The following is an 18,398-nucleotide window of genomic DNA, read 5'->3' as shown; positions in this document are numbered from 1 at the left end:
GACTACCTCGTTAGCCTGTGCGGGTGACGCCCACCGATGATCGACAGTTCCCTGCTGCGCTCGCCGCTGCGATGGCCGTTCCCTTCGACTACGCAGGCGGTGACGGGGTCGACTTCGAGCCCTTCGCGACTTTCCTGTCCGCTGAGGAGACCACCGACTGGTTCCAAGCATGGACCGGGAACGGCGAACTGGACGGCGACGACTTCCGCGTGTTCGGCCAGGACGGCTCGGGCGGGTATGCAGCGTTCTGGCTCGTCCGCCCGAGCCAGCCGCTGGCCGATCAACCGGTCGTCTTCCTCGGGTCGGAGGGGGAGACCGGTGTTGTCGCGCGCGATCTGGGCGACTTCCTGTGGCTGCTGGCTGGCGGCTTCGGCCCCTGGGAAGCAGCCACCTCATACGAGCCCGCCTGGACCCCGCGCCCCAACCAGGAGCTGACGGCCGTCGCTGAACGGTTCGCACCGGGCTGGCGTCGGTCACCCGCTGCAGTGATCGAGCTGGCCGCCCAGGAGTTCCCCGAATTCGATGACACCCTCATGGAGCTCTGTCGCTGAACCCGGCAGATCCACTGTCAGGGGCCGCGACTTCCTTTGCGGGGTCGCCCGGGATTTCAGCTGCTCTGGGCAGGATTTGCGGCGTCGTCAACTTGGCTGAGATCTGGGATGATCTTGGGGTTGTGATCGCGGGGAGGGCAGTCTTGGACGCGGGGTCGCCGTCGTATAAGTGCGTTGTGGCAAAGGAAGTCCCTGTTCGATGAACAGGGACTTCTTCGTGTGCGGGGCATGATCGTCCTGGGGTAGGGGCAGGCAGCGGACGGCTTGTTGTGGATCGAGGAGGGTGCGATGCCGTCGGTGCTGGGGTTGATGGAACAGCGTGAGGCGCGGGCGAGGCAGGATCTGGAGTCCTGGACGGAGGTTCTGGAGCAGGTTCAGGCGGAGGTGGATGCCGCGCGGGAGCGGGTCGAGCGGGCCCGGGTGGGGCGTGAGGAGCTCGTGTCGGTGCTGGCCGGGGAGAGCCCGGGGAATACGCCGGTTTCCGTGCCGTCTGGTGGTGAGATGGCTGCCGCCGTGGGATCGGGCGGCCCGGGCGCGGGGCATGGCGAGCGGCCGCCGGTGTGGCGGTCGGGCATGGGCGAGGAGGTGCTCAGCGGCCTGGATCGGGAGGTGTTCGCCGCGGTGGTGGCCGCTTCGGGGCCGGTGAACGGGGTGGAGCTGACGCGGGCGGTGGGCCGGGAAGCGGAGATCAAGAACGAGGTGGAGAAGATCCGGCACCGTGCCTACGTGCTGGAGAAGCGGGGCTGGCTGGTGCGGGCGACGGACGGACGGTTCACACCCGCGCCCGGAGCAGTCGGCCGGGACGCTTCTCCGGCCAGCGCGGAGCGTCCACGGCCAGGCGCCGGGACAGCCTGATCACGGCGGCCCACCACACCATCTGGGCGTGGTGGTCGGGGCGGCGTTCGTGGTCGCGGTTGAGGCGGCGTGAGCGGGAAAGCCAGCTCAGTGTTCGCTCCACCACCCACCTGCGGGCCAGTGCGACAAATCCGCGCTGTCCGTCGGAGCGGCGCACGACCTCGGTCCGCACTCCGTGAAGTGCCAACGCCTCTGCCAGCGCCGGCCCCTGGTAGGCACTGTCGGCCCACACCAGCTTCAGCAGCCGGCCCGGCTGGTCCATGAAGGTCTCCAGCAGCGCGGGGGCGGCCTTGGAGTCGTGCACATCAGCCGTGGTCACGGTCACCTCCAGGAGCAGACCGTCGCTATCGGTCAGGATGTGGCGTTTGCGCCCGTCACGCGACTTCCCGCCGTCATATCCGCGACTGTCCTCACCGACGGTCTCGGAGGCATCCACCGACTGGCTGTCGATGATCCCCGCGCTGGGCTCGGTGTTGCGGCCTTTCCACGACACCCCCGAGCGCCCCAAGGCGTTCTCCATGGACTCGCTGGAGTTCTTCTTCCTGATCGCGCAGTACTTCCGTGAGGCCCTGCCGCTGCGGCTGATCCTGCTGATGATCGCCTGCCAGAAGGCTGGCGGGCAGATCCGGCTGACCCAGGAGGAGATGTCGACGGTCCTGGACGTGCAGCGAGCGAAGATCAACGAGGCCCTCGGGGAAGTGATGTCGCACGGCATCGTCTTCAAGGTGCGCCGGGGCGTCTACCAGTTCAACCCGCCCTACTCGTACCGTGTAGCTGAGTTCATCCCGGGCACGGAGCTGGTCGAAGCCGAGTACGTCCAGGTCGACCAGGACAAGACGATCGCGAACATCCGCAAGGATGAGAGCCTGCCGCAGCTCGTGCGGTTCCCGTCGCTGGAGCACATGCGCGAGGCGATCGAGGAACTGCGCAAGAAGCGGGCCGAAGAACGCGCTGAACGCCGGTTGGCCCGTGCCCAGCGCCAGGAGGAGGGAACAGCCCAGTGAGCACCTTGAAGTGGGCGGCGACCAACGCCGACAGCCTTCTCGCCGACCTGGACCTGCCGCCCGCCGCCTACCGCGCGCTGCTCAAGCTCCGGGGACGCAGCGAGGCCGGCGGCCGCATCAGCATCGACCAGGCCGCCCTCGGTGAGCTGCTCGGGCTCAGCCGCCCCAGCGTGAACGCCGCGCTACGGGAGCTCGAGCTGGCCAAGCTCGTTAAGAAGGTCCGCAACGGCGTCTACCAGATCAACCCGATGCTGGCCGGCTACGCCTGTCCCGAGGACGCCGAAGCTGCCGTGAAGGCGATGCCCAAGGCGGACCGCCTGGACAACAGGAACTACGTGGCGAGCTACCACAAGGCCGTCGCCGCTTACCAGGACCAGCTCGCCGAACAGCGCAAGAAGCGGGCCGCCCTCGCCGCCGCCAAGAAGGCCGCCGCAGGCAAGCGCCGCGGCTCGCTGCACGCCGTCGGCTGACCCGGTCGTCGGCCTCGTACGGACATCGGCGCTGCACCTCCGGGTGCAGCGCCGATCGCGTGCTCGGTGTCGATGCCGACACCAGAGTTCCCCGCGTAGGTGGGCAAAGATCCATCGGCACAGGGCCAACAGCTCGTCACCCACCTCATTTCGGTCCCGACGGCGCCGCACCCCACGGCGTGGCGCTGCTTCACTGTGGTGCTGACGAAGGCGGGAAGTGCTTCAGCCAGCTGACGAGTTCCGCTAGTTCGGCATGCGGGACATCACGATCAACCCGCTCGGCGGCGGCCAGGAGCCCTGGCACCAAGATTTGCAGGGTCCGTCGGATCTCCTCAGCGATGTACTTGTGCCTTTTTGTGTCCCCGGCTGCTGAGCGCAGCTGCTCCTCCAAAGGCTGGCGGTCTGGGCGCCGACCTCGGAATGTCATCGCTCTCCGGCATCCCGGCCTCCCGTACCCACCCACCGAGACAACACCACCGACCGCCCTTCACTGCACACAGCAGCGCCCCGGACCGATTGCTGGTCCGGGGCTCTGCACGGGTGCTCGGGAGGCTCCTACGCCTCAACGTACGCGACGATCGTGATCGTTATCTGCGGTCCTGATCTTGCCCTTGTTGTGTGAGGCACATGGGCTCATCAGTCCGTGTGACTGTGAGATATCTGTTGGTTGTGAGGCACGTCTTGACGGTCAGTCATCGGTGTCATGAAGTTCCGTGCTGCATGCGCCGAGTCCCCGGTCGACGGGGGCCCGCTGTGGGTCGTGGTCGATGAGTCGTACCGGCTTCACCATGAGTCCTGCCTGTTCCTGGCTTCGTTGCGGGACATGGGTCGGTCGTTCAACACCGAGAAGGCGTACGGCATCCGTTCCGCTCTGCTGCTGACCTGGTGCTCCGAACGTGGCCTCGATTGGAAGTCGATCACGCTGCTCGACCTGGCCCGGTTCCTGCGTTGGCTGGTGGACGAGCCGCTACCTCCACGCAGCCCGCGGTTGTCGTCCCCGCCGCGCTTCCGGATGGAGAAGTCCGCGAACGCGGTGATGACCGGGGTCTGCGAGTTCTTGCGGTTCTGCTCGCGCAATGAGTGGGTGGACGCGGAGCTTGTGGGCCGGCTGTCGGAACCGAAGTACCTGAGCTGGCTTCCCCCGGGCAAGGATGCGGGCGAGGACGGCCAGTTCCGCACCGTGAGGACGAAGATCCTCAAGCTGCCGGAGCCGTCCGAAGAGGCCGTGGAGTATCTGCCTCCGGAGGAGGCTGACCAGCTGTTCCAGGTCGCCACGCGGGCCCGCGACCGGTTCCTGATCGCCCTGCTCGGCTGCACTGGAGAGCGGATCAGCGAGGCACTGGGACTACGCCGTCAGGACATGCACCTGCTCAGCGACTCACGGATGCTCGGATGCCGGGTCGAGGGCCCGCACATTCACGTCCGGCGGCGGGCGAACAACGCCAACGGAGCCCTGGCCAAGTCCCGCTTCGCCCGGGTTATCCCGGTGACCGAGGACCTCGCCGGGCTCTATGCGGACTACCAGCTCGAACGGGACGAGGTCCCCGAGGCGGCCGATTGCGACATGGTCTTCGTGAACCTCTTCCACGTCCCGCTCGGGCGACCGATGCGCTACGGCACGGCGAAGGAGCTCTTCGACCGGCTGGCGAAGAAGACCCAGCTCACCGCACGTCCGCACATGCTGCGGCACGGGGCGGCCACGGCCTGGGTCCGCGCCGGCGTCGACGAGGACGTGGTCCAGGACCTGATGGGGCACGTCTCCCGGTCCTCGCTGACTCCCTACTTGCACGCCAGTGACGCGGACAAGCGGGCGGCAGTCGAGCTGGTGGCAGCAGGGAGGCGCTCGTGACCAGTCCCGCCCCGATCACAGCGGAGCCGCACTCCGACGTCGTTCCCCTCGACCTGACGGCCTGGACGAGCTGGCTGCAGGACCAGGTCGATCCTCTCTGGCGGCCGGGCGAGTGGTCCCAGCAGGCATGGTTCTTCGACGGCGACGTGGACAACCCGCGCACCTCGGCCTCGAAGTGCGCCACCACCTCGTGCTGGACCGTGATGCCCTCCCGCAACCTGCTCTGCCGGCACTGCCTGGATGCTCACAGGATCAGCACGCTGAGCCGGGAAGAGTTCGTCGCCACCTACCAGCGGCCCCGACGGATCCGCACGAAATGGGGGTCCGAACGCGAGCCATGCGCTCTGGAAGGTCTCTCCGGCAGATGCGAACGGCCGGCCTACAGCGGCAAGATCTGCCGCACCCACTACTCGCGTTGGCGCCGGCGCCGGAATCCGGAAACCACAGTCGAGGAATGGCTGGCTGTCACCACTGCGGAGCCGCTGGAAGCAAGGCCGACCTGCATCGTCCGGGGCTGCTTCAACCAGCGAGTGGTCGCGGGACTCTGCGGCACGCACGTCCAGCGGTGGGACCGTGACAAGAGGGCGGGCGCGACCCGCGACCCCGAGCAATGGGCCCGGCAAGTGGCCACACGTCTGCTCACCCACCAGTTCACCCTGCGGGACCTGGAGGACCCTGTCCGCTGGGAGCTTCTCTACGCACTGCAGCAACGGGATGCCCGCGGCGGCATCATCGAGCCGATGGCCACCCGCCATCTGACCCGCCGGCTGGAGGGCGTCCCGAGCCTGCTGACGGTGGACGTCGCGGCCTTCATCGAGGGGATCTACCAGCACCACAACCTCGCGGCCTTGATCCGGGAGACCGTTCGAGGCCTGCGCCGAGCCTCTCTGTCGTTCCGCGGCCTGACGCCCACCGATGCCGACACGTGGGACCTGGGCTGGATGAATCTGCGGTCCCCGGCGCTGGGCGGGCGCCGCAGCCGCCCGGGGCAGGTCGACGCTTCCGCCATCCGCCAGCCGTGGCTCCGAGAGGTGATCAAGACATGGGCCACCACGGTCAGCTTGGACAGTGGCAAGTTCAAGCAGGTGTTCGCTGCTTGCGTCGTCGCTTCCGATGCACTGCATGCACGGCCCGGCGGGGGCCAGGACTACACGAAGCTGCGGTTCGCCGACATGCAGGCGGTCTTCACCGCGATGAGCCGCATCCGACGCACCACCGATGACGAACTCGCCAGCCGAAACCATCGCCAGCAGTCGTTCGGCTACTTCATGGAAATCGTCGACTTCGGCCGCAAGACGGACATGCTGACCGGCATGCCCGGCAGCTTCGACCGGGACAAAACACTGGTCCTGCCGCCCGAGGAGACGAGCGAGGACGCCGCCGGCCGGGCCGTCCCTGAGCCCGTCATCGCCCAGCTCGATGCCCACCTTGCCCTGATGGGAGCCGGCTTCCGCTACGGCGAGATGGAGCCGGCCGACGTCGAGCTGATGATGCAGACGGCCTACTTGGTCCTACGTGATACCGGCCGCCGTCCCGTCGAGATCGCCAGCCTGCGGCTCGAGTGCGTGGAGACCCACGGAGTCGAAGACACCCTGATCTGGGACAACGTCAAGAAGCGCCGCTACGGCCGCAAGCTGCCGATCACCCGCGAGACCGCCGCGGTGATCAGGACCTGGCAGTCCCGTCGACGTCAGCTGGAGGTTCCCTCCCGCAGCCGGAAGTACCTGTTCCCGTCGATCACTGGCCGCAGCGGGATCGCGCACATGGGGTCCAACCTGGCCAACGCGATGCGGGACTGGGTCGCGGCCATCCCGGTGCTGCTGAGCGACGAACTGGACGAGCACGGCAACAGGCTGCCGTTCGACCGCTCGCTGATCTTCCTCTACGCGTTCCGGCACGCCTATGCCCAGCGTTACGCCGACGCCGGCGTCCCCGTTGACGTGCTCAAAGAGCTCATGGACCACCGGTCGATCGTCACCACGATGTCGTACTACCAGGTGTCCCTGAAGCGGAAACGCGAAGCGATCACGACCATGCGGCAGCACACCATCGACCGTTCCGGACGGCCGGCACCGTTCACCAGCACCGCCGACTACGAGGCGCAATCGGTCGCCGTCCCGTTCGGCAACTGTCGCGAGCCCAGCAACGTCAAGGCGGGCGGCAAAGCCTGCGCGATTCGCTTTCAGTGCGCCGGCTGCGGCTTCTATCGCCCCGACCCGTCCTACCTGCCCGCGATCGAAGAGCACGTCAACGACCTGCGGGCCGACCGCGAGACTGCCAAGGCCATGGACGCCGACGACTTCGTCGTCCGCAACCTCGCCGACCAGATCACCGCCTTCACGACCGTCGCCGACACCATGCGTGACCGGCTCAGCAAGCTCCCCCAGGACGAGCGCGAGGAGATCGAGGAGGCCAGCGCGGTCCTGCGGAAGGTTCGCGCGACCCGGGACCACAAGCTGCTGCCGCTGACCGTGATCCGCAAGGACGCCCCGGATGCCTGCTGAGACATCCGAGAAGCCCTCCAGGACACCCGCAGACATCCTCAAGGCCGCACGTCAACGGGACAGTGCCGACAAACGGGGACGCGTCCTCAAGGCCGTCCAGGACATGCTCCGCGACAACCGCCGGATCACCTTCGCCGCGGTCGCCCGCGAAGCCGGCGTCTCCAGCTGGCTCGTCTATGCTCCTGGCCTGCGCGAACGCATCGATCAGGCACGAGCCCGACAGGCTGCCCAAGGCCACCAGGACCAGCGGAGCGGGCGGAAGGTCTCCACCGCCAGCGAGCAGACCGACCTGCTTCTCGCCCGACAGGAGATCAAACAGCTCCGAACCGAGAACGGACAGCTACGGCAACAAGCCCGCATTCATCTGGGCCAACAGGTCGAACAGCTAGGCAACCACGACCTGGTCAACCGCATCAGCGAGCTCACCGAGGAGAACCTACGACTCTCCACGGCGGAACGGCAGGCGACCACAGAGAACACACAGCTCCGGCAACGAGTCACCGAGCTCGAGGACGACCTGGCAGCTGCCCGCACAAGCCTCCGCCGCATGATCCGCAACGAGAATCGGTTGCCACCAGAGCGCTGAATCCCGCCGATCATCGGTTCTGGAATCATTCGCTCATGGAATTCGAACTCACGCCGCCCACCGGTCTCGGCGCCCTGGTCATCGGCATGCCCCGCGAGGCGGCAGACCAAGCGCTCGCCTCGTTCCGCGATTCCTCAGCGATCTCGGAATCAGACCAATTGGGCAGGTTCGTCTTCCGGCCAAGCGGCCTGATGGTCAGCATTCACTGCTCGCGCGGCAAGCTGGAAGCAATCGAGCTGGGCCGACCCGCCAGCGGCCAAGACATCGTCCGGTTCCGCGGCATCGATGTCTTCGGTCTGCCCGCTGCCGAGGTGGTCACCCAGCTGCGAGGGCTCGCCACGATCACCGAGGCCGAGGACGACCCGGCCTCCTTCATCGCACCAGACCTTCTTCTCAGCTTTTGGCGCCCCTTCGAAGCGGACGACAAACCCGACGAAGAACAGGGCTACTACTTCAGCTCGGTCCTCCTGGCTCGCCCCGGCTACTACGACACACCCGCTGAAGCCGCTGCCAGACTCCGCGCAGCTGGAGACCAGGAGCGATGACCTGACGGAGCTCGACTGGTGACGATCCAGCGTTGCCGCCCATCAGAGTGGAAGGGCCTCATTAACCAAGGTCTTCAACTCTGCCGGCAGATCAGGTGAGTCCCGCCAGTTCTGGGCGATCAGCAAGAGCGCGACCCACGCGCCTCAGCGTTCGGCTGCCCGGAGAAAACCGCGTCCAGCACCTGCCTAGCGAGACCGTCGACAACCTCATACAGGGCATCGGAGACCTTGCTCACGTCATCCAGAGGCGAGCCCGCAGCATGAGACGGTGCACCGTCGAGCCGGATGGTGACTGAGGCAGCCGAGTACGTCCTTCCATGGAGGAAGTCACGAAGGCTGCCAACTTGATGACGAGACGGCAGAAGCGGCTGATCAGGACTCTGAGACACCCCGTCACCCTATTTGAAGCGGGACCGTGGCTAACGTCCCTCACACAGCAGCGAAGCTCTGAGCTGCAACGACGCCACACAAACCCGAGATAACGCCAGACCCCAGAGCCGTCACATAGAAGATCACCCGCACGCCGTCGACCTCGTCGACGTAGTCGCGCAGCAGGGTGCCGGGCACCTCGGTGCCGAGCTCTGGGTTGACGCTGATCGCGACGATCGCGCGGTCCAGGCGGTGCGTCTCGTCCGCGGTGAGCTTCGCCAGCTGGGTGAGCGCGGGCTCCACCAGAATGACCCGGGAGCGCCGCGCACCGTGGTCAAGCGACACGGGGCTCCCCGTCGGCGAGACGGGCTAGGTGGGCGTCGCGGGCGACCTCCCACGGCACGCCGGACTCCGGCGAGGGGTAGCCGTTCTCAGCGATGTCCTCCAGGACGGAGGCGAGGACGTCGACCCGCGCGCGCTGGTCGGCCGCGTACCTGCGGACCGATTCGGCGGCGGTCGCATCGAGCGGCTGGCGGTCGGGCGCGGTGGCCGGCTCCTGGCTCATCGAGGGCTCCTGGGGCGTCATATGGCGTGTGTCATCACGGTATCGCCGGGGCGCGGCATTGGTCTGCGGTACGGACGAAACCCGGCCCGATGACACAGCTGAACAGTGGCACAGGTCGCCGCGACCACCTGGGAGAACAGGGGGTTGATGACACAGATCGGCGCCGATGACACAGATCCCGGACCCAGCTGGACCCAGGACCCAGGACCCAGGGATCAAAGCAGACCCAGGTTCGGGCGGCGGGCTGGGTCCCGCCGGACGGGTCAGGCCGGGATGCCGGAGCGGCGTTGGCCGTCGGTGTCTGGACGCGCGGGCGGCGATGGTGCCCGGCGGGGAGCACCCTGGAGGCATGCGCACCAAGGACGTCAGGGTGGGGCAGACGTACCGCTGCGAGGTGCCGTTCGCGCTCCCGTACCGGCGATACCGACCGGAGACGATGGGCGACTCCTGGTGGGCCCTGAGCTGGCTGCGCGGCACGTACTTCCCGTTGTCCGTCACCGACGTCGACACCGAAGCCCGTACCGCCCAAGGTCTGCGGATGGCCGCCACCACCCGCATCACGGTGGAACTCACCGAGGACCAGGTCGAGGCCGCCGGCTTGCCGCCCGGCCACGGCTACCAGGTCACCGGCATGCTGCTCGATGCCGACGGCGAACCCGTGGAGCTCCCTCGGGTCGCCGCGCTCACCGTCCCGGTCCGCTGGCTGCACCCGATGGACACGCCCGTCTCCGCTGGTGTCCCGTCTCAATTGATCTGGTCCGGACCTGGAGCTGTGAGCTGGGGCGACCAGATGGGTTGAGACGGCTGCCTGACGCGGATCTCATTTGATGTGGTCCGCCGGGGCTGTTCTCCTGAGTTGTCTCAGAGAATCTGGTCCGGCAGCGGCGGATCTGTTTGATACCGGTCTTGGCGGGCCTGGCGGGTCTTTTCGCCTCAACGGGTAGGCGGTGTAGAGCGGGCGTAGCGGTCGGCGAGTCGACGGAGGTAGGTGACCAGTTCCACGGGCTCGGTGACGTCGAAGTCGAAGTCGAGCATGCCCAGGTAGACGGCGAGGGTCTGCACCGTGTCTGCACCGGTGATCAGGGCGCAGCTGTCGGCGTCGAGCGCCTCGACTGTGCCAACTGCGGGGTTGATCTGCTCGATCACCGCCGTCGCCGGGGCATGGACGGTCACCCGCGCGCGGTAGCGCCAGGCCGCGCTCGACACCCGTTGGGAGACGTACGCCGCGATGTCGCCGCCGGGCGGTTCGCGCGGGGCGAAGCGCGGTCCGGTCGGGGTGGAGGGCTGGATTCGGTCGACCCTGAAGGTCCGCCAGTCCTCGCGCTCGACGTCCCACGCCACCAGGTACCAGCGCCGTCCCCAGTTCACCGCCCGATACGGCTCCACCACACGGCGGGTGGGCGATCCGGCGTGGGCCAGGTAGGCGAAGCGCAGCCGTTCCCGGTCGCGGCAGGCGGAGACCAGGGCGGTCAGCACGTCCGCGGAGACGGTCGGGGCCGGACGGTCGGCTGGCACGGCCACGGTGTACGCCTGGATCGTCCGCACCCGTCGGCGCAGCCGCGAGGGCAGCACCTGCTCCAGCTTGGCCAGCGCCTGCAGCGAGGTCTCCTCGGTGCCGGGGACGGCGCCCTGCGCCGCGGTGCGCAGCGCGATCGTCACCGCGACGGCCTCCTCGTCGTCGAGTAGCAGCGGGGGCATCGCCGCCCCGGCGCCCAGCCGGTAGCCGCCGGTGGCTCCGCGCGTGGCGTCCACGGGATAGCCGAGCTCGCGCAGTCGGTCGATGTCATTGCGGACGGTACGGCCGCTCACCCCCAGGCGCTCGGCCAGTTCGGATCCCGGCCAGGCCCGCGGGGTCTGCAGCAGGGAGAGCAGACGCAGCAAACGCGCGGAAGTATCAAGCATGAAGCCAGCCTGAGGTGTCATTAGGAACGTAGCGTGCCTATATTGAGAATACTGTCTTACCCATGGAGAGCAGCAGCAACACCGACGCCCGGATCCACCCGTACCGCATCGACGTCGCGCAGGACGAGCTCGACGACCTGCGCGACCGGCTGGCGCGTACCCGCTGGGGCAGCGAGATCCCCGGCACCGGCTGGAGCCGGGGTGTACCCACCGACTACCTCAAGGCCCTGGCCGCGTACTGGGCCGACGGTTTCGACTGGCGCAAGGCGGAGGCGGAGCTCAATGAGTTCCCCCAGTTCACCACCGAGATCGACAGCCAGAACATCCACTTCCTACACGTCCGTTCGCAGAACCCGGCGGCCGTCCCGCTGCTCCTGCTGCACGACTGGCCCTGCTCGTTCGTGCAGTTCGTCGAGGTCATCCGCCCGCTGACGCAGGACTTCCACGTCATCGTGACCTCCACCCCCGGCACCGGCTTCTCCGGTCCGCTCGGCGAGGCCGGCTGGAACACCGGCCGCATCGCAGGCGCGTTCGTCGAGCTGATGAGCCGGCTCGGCTACAGCGCCTACGGCGTTCAGGGAACGGGCGGCGGCGCTTGGGTCGCCGCCGAGATGGGGCGCCAGGCACCCGAGCGGATCGTCGGCATTCACGTCAACGGCCTGGTCACCTTCCCCTCCGGGGATCCCGCCGAACTCGAGGGGCTGACCGGGCCCGAGATGGAGCGGCTGGCCCGGCTGGAGAACTTCCAGCAGGACAAGATGGGCTTCAACGCCATCCAGTCCACCCGCCCGCAGACCCTCGCCTACGGCCTGCACGACTCGCCGGTCGGCCAACTCGCCTGGATCGCCGAAAAGTTCAAGGAGTGGACGGACCCGGCCGCCGAGCTCCCCGAGGACGCCGTGGGCCGCGACCGCCTGCTGACCAACATCAGCGTCTACTGGTTCAGCGGCACGGCCGGCTCCTCGGCGAACCTCTACTACGAGGCAGGCCACGACGCCAGCGCCTGGGCCCCGAAGACGCGCGGCACCGTCCCGACCGGCGTGGCCGTTGCCTTGCACACCGACATCGCCATCCGCCGCTTTGCCGAGCGGGACCACTACATCACCCACTGGAGCGAGCTGGAGCACGGCGGCAACTTCCTCGCGCTGGAGCAGCCAGAGGCGTTCGTCACCGACGTCCGCGCCTTCTTCCGCACGCTCGGCGCCTGACACCTACGGTGGGCACCCCGAGAATGCCCGGGCAGCCCACGGCCTTGAATCGCCAGGTCGAGACTGCCCGGGCTGAACCACTCCGGGCTCCCTCTGACCGGCGGCAGTCTCGGATTCCTCAACTTCACCGCACAGCAGTCACACCGACCAGATCGCCTGAGACGACGGGCGAATCGGACCAGATCACCTGAGATTGGGACCAGGTCGACTGAGACCGGACAGCTGGCCTGGCGCCGGTCAGCGCGTCCAGCAGCCACGTGCCGCACTGCCCGTCGGCGAGTGCTTCGAGATGGCCGGTCTCCAGGTCGTCGTCGGCCATCTTCAGCAGCTCGGTCACCGCGTCGGCCTCCTCCGGTACCGCGTACCGGATCCGTACGCCGTCCGGCCCCGGTAAGCCGTCGACGATCTTCTGCTTGGTCAGCCGCACCAGCCCGGTGGAGGAGCGCGCCTTCGTCCTTCTCTTCTTCGCCATCCCCATGAGCTACCCACCGCCCGTACAGAAGGCACCGGACTCCTTCACGGTGGCGCGAAAGAGGCCGCCGTGGCCCCGGTACCGTCCATGCCGTACTCGCCGCTCGGGTTGCCCAGGTTGCGTGCAATATCCCCAAGCAGAGACCCGGTGCAAAGGGGTGAGCGGTCTGGACCGGGTTGCGGTGGATGGGCCGACACGATCGCTTCTTCGGGCAGGACACCTAGGCTGTTGAGACGTGGAACTCCATGACGTCGATCTTGGTAATCGCCTGCCAGTCGACCGCGCTGTATCCGTCCCAGTTTTTTGCCTTGGAGTCGACCGGGAACTTCGCGGCCTCGTCGGAACCCACGAGGACGAGCAGGTAGTTCACGCTGATTCCCTCGACGCCGGGATAACCGACCGAGTGGTTGTCGTCCTCCCAGCAGCCGCTGGACGTGGGGCTGATGGGTGCGCCCGGATAGAAATGGCCGTTTCCCGGGTGTCCGTACTCGTCTTTCGAGTCCGGGTCGGGCCGGGTGATGAGATAGAGGACCTGGCCTGCCGGGATGTCGAGGCTCAGCTGCCCCTTGACGCTGATTTCGGGGTTCCCCGCCGGGCCACCCACCTGCGTGTAGACACGTGGCGCCTCGCGGTTCCCGAACAGCGTCTCGTTGTAGCGCTGTGACGGCGGCTGATTCCAGGAGTCGGCGAGCCGGTGCAGATCGCAGGGGTCATCAGTCCCGGCCGAGGATGAGACGGGTGGGGAGACTGAAGCAGGCGGTGCAGCGCTCTCACCATTCTGAGCGAGGAAGGATCCGGTGGCCGCGGCGGCGATGCCCGCCAGCGTGCCGATGGACGCGATTAGGATCCTGGTCCTGTTGGCGCTCTTGTCACTCCACCCTTCAGCTGGGTCCTCGGGTTGATCGGTATGCCGTACCTCGGTGGCACGCGAGATTTTGCTGACCCGCGCGTGCAGGACCTTAGCCCTGTTGTCGGTTTCGCTGCCCTGACGGGGAGCCGGGGTTGCGGTGCGTTCGGCATGCCGCACCTTGGTGGCGGGCGGGCCTTCTTTGACCAGGTTGACGTCGAGTAACGAGGCGAGATACCTGCGCCATAAACTCTGGTCTTTGCGGCGCCCTCGCTCGACTAAATCATCCAGCGCTACAGGAGTTTCACCTCTGGAATCGGTCAATGATATCCAGTATCGGCGACCGGAAATGTTCATGATGTAGATCCTTATTCGGCTCGTACGGTGACGTGCGTGTCACTGGCCAGAATCCGAAGTGCCAGGAGAGCTCTCGCTGATCGCCGCCTGGGCTGCCTTAAGGCCACCGAATTGCGTTAGCAGTGCCGGAGCCGATGCTCCGACCGCTATTGCTGCTGAAATCCCGTTGAGCTGAGAGGATAAGGCCACTCCCGCAAATGCGCCGAGGGCGAGCCGCGTCAATGCTGCCAGAATATCGGAAGGGAGATCGATATACTCACTGAACTCTTCTCGGTAACGCCTCGTGACGTTTTGTGATCTTCGTTCAGGCGGTGCGGCCGTGCTCGAGCTGGAGCAAGACGAGGGCGGCTCGGGCGATGCGGGTGATGGCCGCAGGGTCGAGGCTGACCCTGCGCAGGGCCTTGAAAGTGACCTTCAGCAGGGCGTTGGCACGTTCGGCGACAGCGTGGACGCCTCGGATTACGGCGTTGAACGCCTGGTCGGGTTCGGCGAGTTCACCGCCGTTGGGCTTCTTGACCGGGTGGCGGAAGCCGGGCCCGGCGTTCTCGTAGCCGAGGTCGGTCAGGGTGGGGACGCCCAGGGTGGCGGCGAGCCGGTTCAGGGTGTCGACCAGTCCGTGGGCCCGTGCGCAGGTGGTGTCGTGCTCGCGGCCCGGGCGGACCGGGGAGACCCAGATGGGCCAGCCGTCCGGGGCGGCGATGACCTGCACGTTTCCTCCGTGGTGCTTGTGCTTGCCCGACCACCACAGGTCCGCGCCGTTGGGGCCGGCGGCGGCCACTCGGTCGGTGCGTATGACCGTGCCGTCCAGGTTGAGGTGGGTGTACCCGGCTGCCGCTGCCCTCTCCAGCGCGGTGGACAGATCGGGAGCGTGGTCGGCGAGCACCGTCAGCCCTTCGTGCAGGTAGCGGTAGGCGGTCGGTACCGAGATGCCGTTGTCCCGGGCGAGTTGGACCAGCCGGGTACCGTCGACGAACCAGCGCAGCACGAGCACCGCCTGCCGGAAGACGCCCAGCGCGCGAGTGCCCTTGCGGGTCCCGAGCTGTTCGCGGTGCCCGCGCAGCAGCTTCGCGAGATGCTCGGCGGTCGCCCTGCGGACATCGAGCACGGCGGTGTAGGTGATACTGGACGCCACGTGGAGCCTCTGGTTGTGCGGAACGTGATCTTCGCAGACCCGTTCCTACCAGGGGCTTCACTCATGTCTGACGCCGAGTCACCATCCCGCGCCGTCCGGCAGCGTCACACACCGCAACCGTCACGTTGCTGAGAAGACTTCACTGAGACCATCGGGGTCATTCGTTTCCGGCGGCGCGGACACTTCAGACGGAGGCGCGGCCGCCTTCGGCGGGCCCGTTTCGTTCTTCGAGGCTGCCCCTTTTGACCTGGCCTTCTCCTCCTCGGTGGCGGCCTTCTCCAGGGCGGTGAGGACTTCCTCTCCTCGCGGTCAGGCAGAAGGGGCTATGCCCCCTGTGCCGTCAAGCCCTGATCGTCGGAGCCGAATACGAACCGGACAGCCCACGCGAGTGGATCGAATGGTTCGCGGCCTCGAAGAAGATGCTCAACAAGCATCACTTCGTTTACCGGCGCGATGGCGGAGCGGACAGCAGAACGAACCTTCGTCTCGTACACGCCGACTGCCATCGCCAGCACCACGCCAGCGACGGGAAACGGCCTCGTGAGCAGGAACCCGCGTAGCCCATAGGGGCTTGCTTGAGCCGGATGCGGTTAACGTCGCACGTCCGGTTCTGAGGGGGCCGGGGCGCAGCAATGCGCTCCGGCTACCCGACCGAGGGACAAGAGTCGGGCCCGGGGCGTCGCCTACGCCGCTTCCAACGTCGGCACCCTCAGCACGCCGCCGGCGCTCATGGAAGCGGGCGGCGGGGACGCACTGGAGATGCGGCATGTTCGGCGGCCGGCCAGGCGTCCGGCCGGTTCTGTGGGAGGGGGACGTGTCCGCACTGCGCGGAGAGATTGGAGAAAGGCTTACTGACCAGAAGTTACAGATCAGCAGATTCGGTCAGTTCATGCGATTAGGTGGTTTAGCTCAGGACAGTGCGCGCACTGCGACTGGCATCTGTTTCCTGGTGGCGAGACGCGGGGGTGGTCACAACAGGGAGCGGGTGCTGCGACGCCCTGCTGCTACGTGTCGGCTGTCCTCCCGCTCGTTGAACACCGACCAGTGTCAGGAGCGCAACATGCCACCTTCTGGGATTGACCCTGCCGTTTTCCCGTGTCTGGAGGCGGACTTGGACAGGGTCCGTGACGCTCTTGGACCGGTGCGTATCCAGGGCAGGCCCGAACTCGACGCGCTCACGCGGGAAGGGCCCGGTACGTCCCGCGGCCTGGTCCGTCCCACCCTTGCTCTGCTCTCGTACTACGTTCTTACGGATCCTTCGGCGCCGGCCGATGACCGGGCAGTGCGCGCCGCCGCAGCCGTCGAGCTGCTGCACCTGGGCGCGCTCTACCACGATGACGTCGTGGACCATGCTCACGAGCGCCGGGGCCGCCCCAGCGCTAACGCGGTATGGGGTGAACACCTCGCCATCCTCGCCGGGGACTGCGTGATGCTCACCGGCCTGAACATGCTGGCGCAGCTTGGTCAGCGCGAAGTCACCGAGGGGACGATGGCGAACGAACGCATGTGCGCCGGCATGGTGATGGAGGCGGCCGACCTGTATTCGGCCTCGCGCAGCGAGCAGGCCTACCTCGACGCGATTGGGGGCAAGACGGCGCATCTGTTCGCCCTGGCCTGTCGGCTGGGGGCGATGCAGGCGGACAGGGCCGACGGTCGGCAGGAGAGCCGGGAGGAGGCGCTGGCCGGGTTCGGTTGGCAGTTCGGGTACGCCTATCAGCTACGCGATGACATTCTCGATCTGACGTCCACAGCCGAGGAGCTGGGCAAGCCCGTCAACACGGATCTGTCCGAGGGCGTCTACACCCTGCCTGTGATCCGCGCGGCTTCCCGCGACCGTGACCTTGGCCGTCTTTTGGGCAGGGAGCTGACACAGGAGGAAGCCGCACGGGCCCGGGACCTCGTTGTCGCCTCCGGGGCCGTGCAGGAGGCACAGGCGGTGGCCGACGCGCACATGGCAAAGGCCACCGATCAGCTCTCCGATCTTGCCGATCACCTCCCTGCGCTCGACGGGCTGACGGCCTACGCTCGGGCCGTACTCGACCGGCCCATTGCTTCCCGCCCCGCGGCCATTCCCCACCAGGTCCGGCAGGCACCTCAGCCCCAGGACAACGCGCAAGCTCAGCAGGTCACGCAGTGGCTGAAGAGCTGGCTCGTGGACACCGGCATCGCCGCCACCCCGGCCGAGGCCGACCACCACCGGCTGACGGGCACCCTGTCGATGATCGAGCGGATCCTTCCTCGGGTGGCGGAGGGGGCCACCAACGCCGACGGCAGCGACGATGACCTCTCCGAAAGGAAACAGAACAGCGCAGCCCTGGGCACGCTGTTCGCTGTGTGGGACGACCTGTTCGAGGATCCGCAGCTGACGGACCCGCAAGCCGTCACCGCACTGCGGGAAGGCCTGGTGGCAACACTGCGCCAGGACCTGGGCGAACCCTCGACGCACGGCGCGATCCCGACGGCCTGGGCGCAGTTGTGGCCGCGCCTGTGCAAAAGCAGGACAGTGCGATGGCAGGAGGCATTGCTCGACAACATCGAGGAATGGCTCCACGCCTGCGAGCGTGAGACGCGCCACCGCATCAGCGGCTACATCCCCTCAACAGCGGACTGGCTGCCGTTGCGGAGGTCGACCGGTGGATTCGAGGTCGGCATGGCGTGCTCGGAGATTGTGCAGGACCGGGAGATGCCGCCGGCGGTGCGCAGCCACCGCATGGTCCGACGTCTTGAGGATCTCGGCTTCTTCGTCATCTTCGCTGAGAACGACATGGCGGGAGTGGACCAGGACGAGGCAGACCAGGTCCCCTACAACCTGGTCAGGGCGATCCGTCACGAGATGGGGTGCAGCCGTGCGGAAGCTATCGAGCGGGTGGAGCGCCAGGTGGCGGAGAAACGTGCCCAGTTCAACGCGGTATTCACGTACGTGCCCGTACTCTTCCGCACGTTGCCCGGCCTCTCCGGCCAGGGCAACCGGTATGCGGCGATCTACGACATGTTGAAACTGTTCCTCGATATGCGGCAGGAAGAGTCCGAAAGGTATCAGCCCGATACCGCAGCGGAGGGACCGGACCTGGAGCGCCTGCGCCGTGAGATCAGCCGGCCTGCCGCCCCGGCCCCGTCCACGCGGTAGTCCCGGGGCTGGAGGAACACAGTCTCCCCGCGCGGGCTGCTTGCGCAGGACACCG

19 protein-coding genes are annotated in these 18,398 nt (G+C 67.3%); 12 read left to right on the top strand and 7 right to left on the bottom strand.

Annotation, left to right across the window (positions count from 1 at the left end; genetic code table 11):
* Window positions 1–23 precede the first annotated feature (23 nt).
* A complete protein-coding gene (locus OG819_RS47550; protein ID WP_266655956.1) occupies window positions 24–551 on the top strand; it encodes an SMI1/KNR4 family protein in 528 nt (175 codons plus the stop codon).
* A 288-nt stretch (window positions 552–839) separates the two neighbouring features.
* The gene (locus OG819_RS47545; protein WP_266655954.1) at window positions 840–1,406 is read left to right on the top strand and encodes a hypothetical protein; all 567 of its coding nucleotides are present in this window, start codon (window positions 840–842) and stop codon (window positions 1,404–1,406) included.
* Here OG819_RS47545 and OG819_RS47540 read toward each other — a convergent pair.
* Window positions 1,324–1,953, bottom strand: coding sequence for an IS5 family transposase (locus tag OG819_RS47540; protein WP_266656513.1), 630 nt, complete (start codon window positions 1,951–1,953; stop codon window positions 1,324–1,326). The two genes, OG819_RS47545 and OG819_RS47540, sit on opposite strands and share 83 nt — an antisense overlap.
* Here OG819_RS47540 and OG819_RS47535 point away from each other — a divergent pair.
* The 6 genes from OG819_RS47535 to OG819_RS47510 all read left to right on the top strand — a co-directional run bounded on the left by OG819_RS47535 (window position 1,925) and on the right by OG819_RS47510 (window position 8,364).
* Window positions 1,925–2,410 (top strand): hypothetical protein, encoded by a 486-nt coding sequence (locus OG819_RS47535; RefSeq protein WP_266656561.1) that lies wholly within the window; start codon window positions 1,925–1,927, stop codon window positions 2,408–2,410. The genes OG819_RS47540 and OG819_RS47535 overlap by 29 nt on opposite strands.
* Window positions 2,407–2,880: a helix-turn-helix domain-containing protein gene (locus OG819_RS47530; protein ID WP_266655953.1), complete on the top strand. Its 474-nt coding sequence runs from the start codon at window positions 2,407–2,409 to the stop codon at window positions 2,878–2,880. Before OG819_RS47535 ends, OG819_RS47530 begins: the two co-directional genes overlap by 4 nt.
* A gap of 703 nt (window positions 2,881–3,583) precedes the next feature.
* A complete protein-coding gene (locus OG819_RS47525) occupies window positions 3,584–4,729 on the top strand; it encodes a tyrosine-type recombinase/integrase (RefSeq protein ID WP_266653358.1) in 1,146 nt (381 codons plus the stop codon).
* Window positions 4,726–7,233: a tyrosine-type recombinase/integrase gene (locus tag OG819_RS47520; RefSeq protein ID WP_266653360.1), complete on the top strand. Its 2,508-nt coding sequence runs from the start codon at window positions 4,726–4,728 to the stop codon at window positions 7,231–7,233. Before OG819_RS47525 ends, OG819_RS47520 begins: the two co-directional genes overlap by 4 nt.
* Complete coding sequence (locus OG819_RS47515; RefSeq protein ID WP_266653362.1) at window positions 7,223–7,819, top strand: DUF6262 family protein; 597 nt, start codon at window positions 7,223–7,225, stop codon at window positions 7,817–7,819. The genes OG819_RS47520 and OG819_RS47515 overlap by 11 nt, the downstream gene beginning before the upstream one ends.
* Window positions 7,820–7,854: 35 nt before the next feature.
* Window positions 7,855–8,364, top strand: coding sequence for a hypothetical protein (locus tag OG819_RS47510; RefSeq protein ID WP_266653364.1), 510 nt, complete (start codon window positions 7,855–7,857; stop codon window positions 8,362–8,364).
* A gap of 429 nt (window positions 8,365–8,793) precedes the next feature.
* On the opposite strand, the gene OG819_RS47505 is transcribed toward OG819_RS47510, so the two are convergent.
* Both OG819_RS47505 and OG819_RS47500 read right to left on the bottom strand, forming a co-directional pair.
* Window positions 8,794–9,078, bottom strand: coding sequence for a hypothetical protein (locus tag OG819_RS47505; protein WP_266655952.1), 285 nt, complete (start codon window positions 9,076–9,078; stop codon window positions 8,794–8,796).
* Entirely contained in the window at window positions 9,068–9,298 is a 231-nt protein-coding gene (locus OG819_RS47500) for a hypothetical protein (RefSeq protein ID WP_266637652.1), read from the bottom strand. Before OG819_RS47500 ends, OG819_RS47505 begins: the two co-directional genes overlap by 11 nt.
* A 349-nt stretch (window positions 9,299–9,647) precedes the next feature.
* Here OG819_RS47500 and OG819_RS47495 point away from each other — a divergent pair, with 349 nt between their 5' ends.
* Window positions 9,648–10,097: a hypothetical protein gene (locus OG819_RS47495; protein WP_266637650.1), complete on the top strand. Its 450-nt coding sequence runs from the start codon at window positions 9,648–9,650 to the stop codon at window positions 10,095–10,097.
* A 134-nt stretch (window positions 10,098–10,231) separates the two neighbouring features.
* Here OG819_RS47495 and OG819_RS47490 read toward each other — a convergent pair whose 3' ends face one another.
* A complete protein-coding gene (locus tag OG819_RS47490; protein WP_266637648.1) occupies window positions 10,232–11,200 on the bottom strand; it encodes a YafY family protein in 969 nt (322 codons plus the stop codon).
* A gap of 62 nt (window positions 11,201–11,262) precedes the next feature.
* Here OG819_RS47490 and OG819_RS47485 point away from each other — a divergent pair, with 62 nt between their 5' ends.
* Window positions 11,263–12,408, top strand: coding sequence for an epoxide hydrolase family protein (locus tag OG819_RS47485; protein ID WP_266637646.1), 1,146 nt, complete (start codon window positions 11,263–11,265; stop codon window positions 12,406–12,408).
* A gap of 124 nt (window positions 12,409–12,532) precedes the next feature.
* On the opposite strand, the gene OG819_RS47480 is transcribed toward OG819_RS47485, so the two are convergent.
* The 3 genes from OG819_RS47480 to OG819_RS47470 all read right to left on the bottom strand — a co-directional run bounded on the left by OG819_RS47480 (window position 12,533) and on the right by OG819_RS47470 (window position 15,216).
* The gene (locus tag OG819_RS47480; RefSeq protein ID WP_266637644.1) at window positions 12,533–12,880 is read right to left on the bottom strand and encodes a hypothetical protein; all 348 of its coding nucleotides are present in this window, start codon (window positions 12,878–12,880) and stop codon (window positions 12,533–12,535) included.
* 220 nt (window positions 12,881–13,100) lie between these two features.
* Window positions 13,101–14,084 carry a hypothetical protein gene (locus OG819_RS47475; RefSeq protein ID WP_266637642.1) on the bottom strand — a complete coding sequence of 328 codons (984 nt, stop codon included), beginning with the start codon at window positions 14,082–14,084 and terminating at the stop codon, window positions 13,101–13,103.
* Between the two features lie 304 nt (window positions 14,085–14,388).
* Window positions 14,389–15,216, bottom strand: a complete 828-nt coding sequence (locus OG819_RS47470) for a transposase family protein (RefSeq protein ID WP_266637640.1) — start codon at window positions 15,214–15,216, stop codon at window positions 14,389–14,391.
* A gap of 419 nt (window positions 15,217–15,635) precedes the next feature.
* On the opposite strand from OG819_RS47470, the gene OG819_RS59275 reads away from it, so the two are divergent.
* Entirely contained in the window at window positions 15,636–15,776 is a 141-nt protein-coding gene (locus OG819_RS59275) for an HNH endonuclease (RefSeq protein ID WP_331761339.1), read from the top strand.
* A 581-nt stretch (window positions 15,777–16,357) separates the two neighbouring features.
* Window positions 16,358–18,343 (top strand): polyprenyl synthetase family protein, encoded by a 1,986-nt coding sequence (locus OG819_RS47460; RefSeq protein WP_266655951.1) that lies wholly within the window; start codon window positions 16,358–16,360, stop codon window positions 18,341–18,343.
* The last annotated feature ends 55 nt before the right edge of the window (window positions 18,344–18,398 follow it).

Source organism: Streptomyces sp. NBC_01549, from assembly GCF_026339955.1.
Lineage (GTDB): Bacteria > Actinomycetota > Actinomycetes > Streptomycetales > Streptomycetaceae > Streptomyces.
The sequence above is the reverse complement of the archived record's forward strand: the minus strand, read 5'-3'. Positions and strand labels throughout refer to the sequence as shown.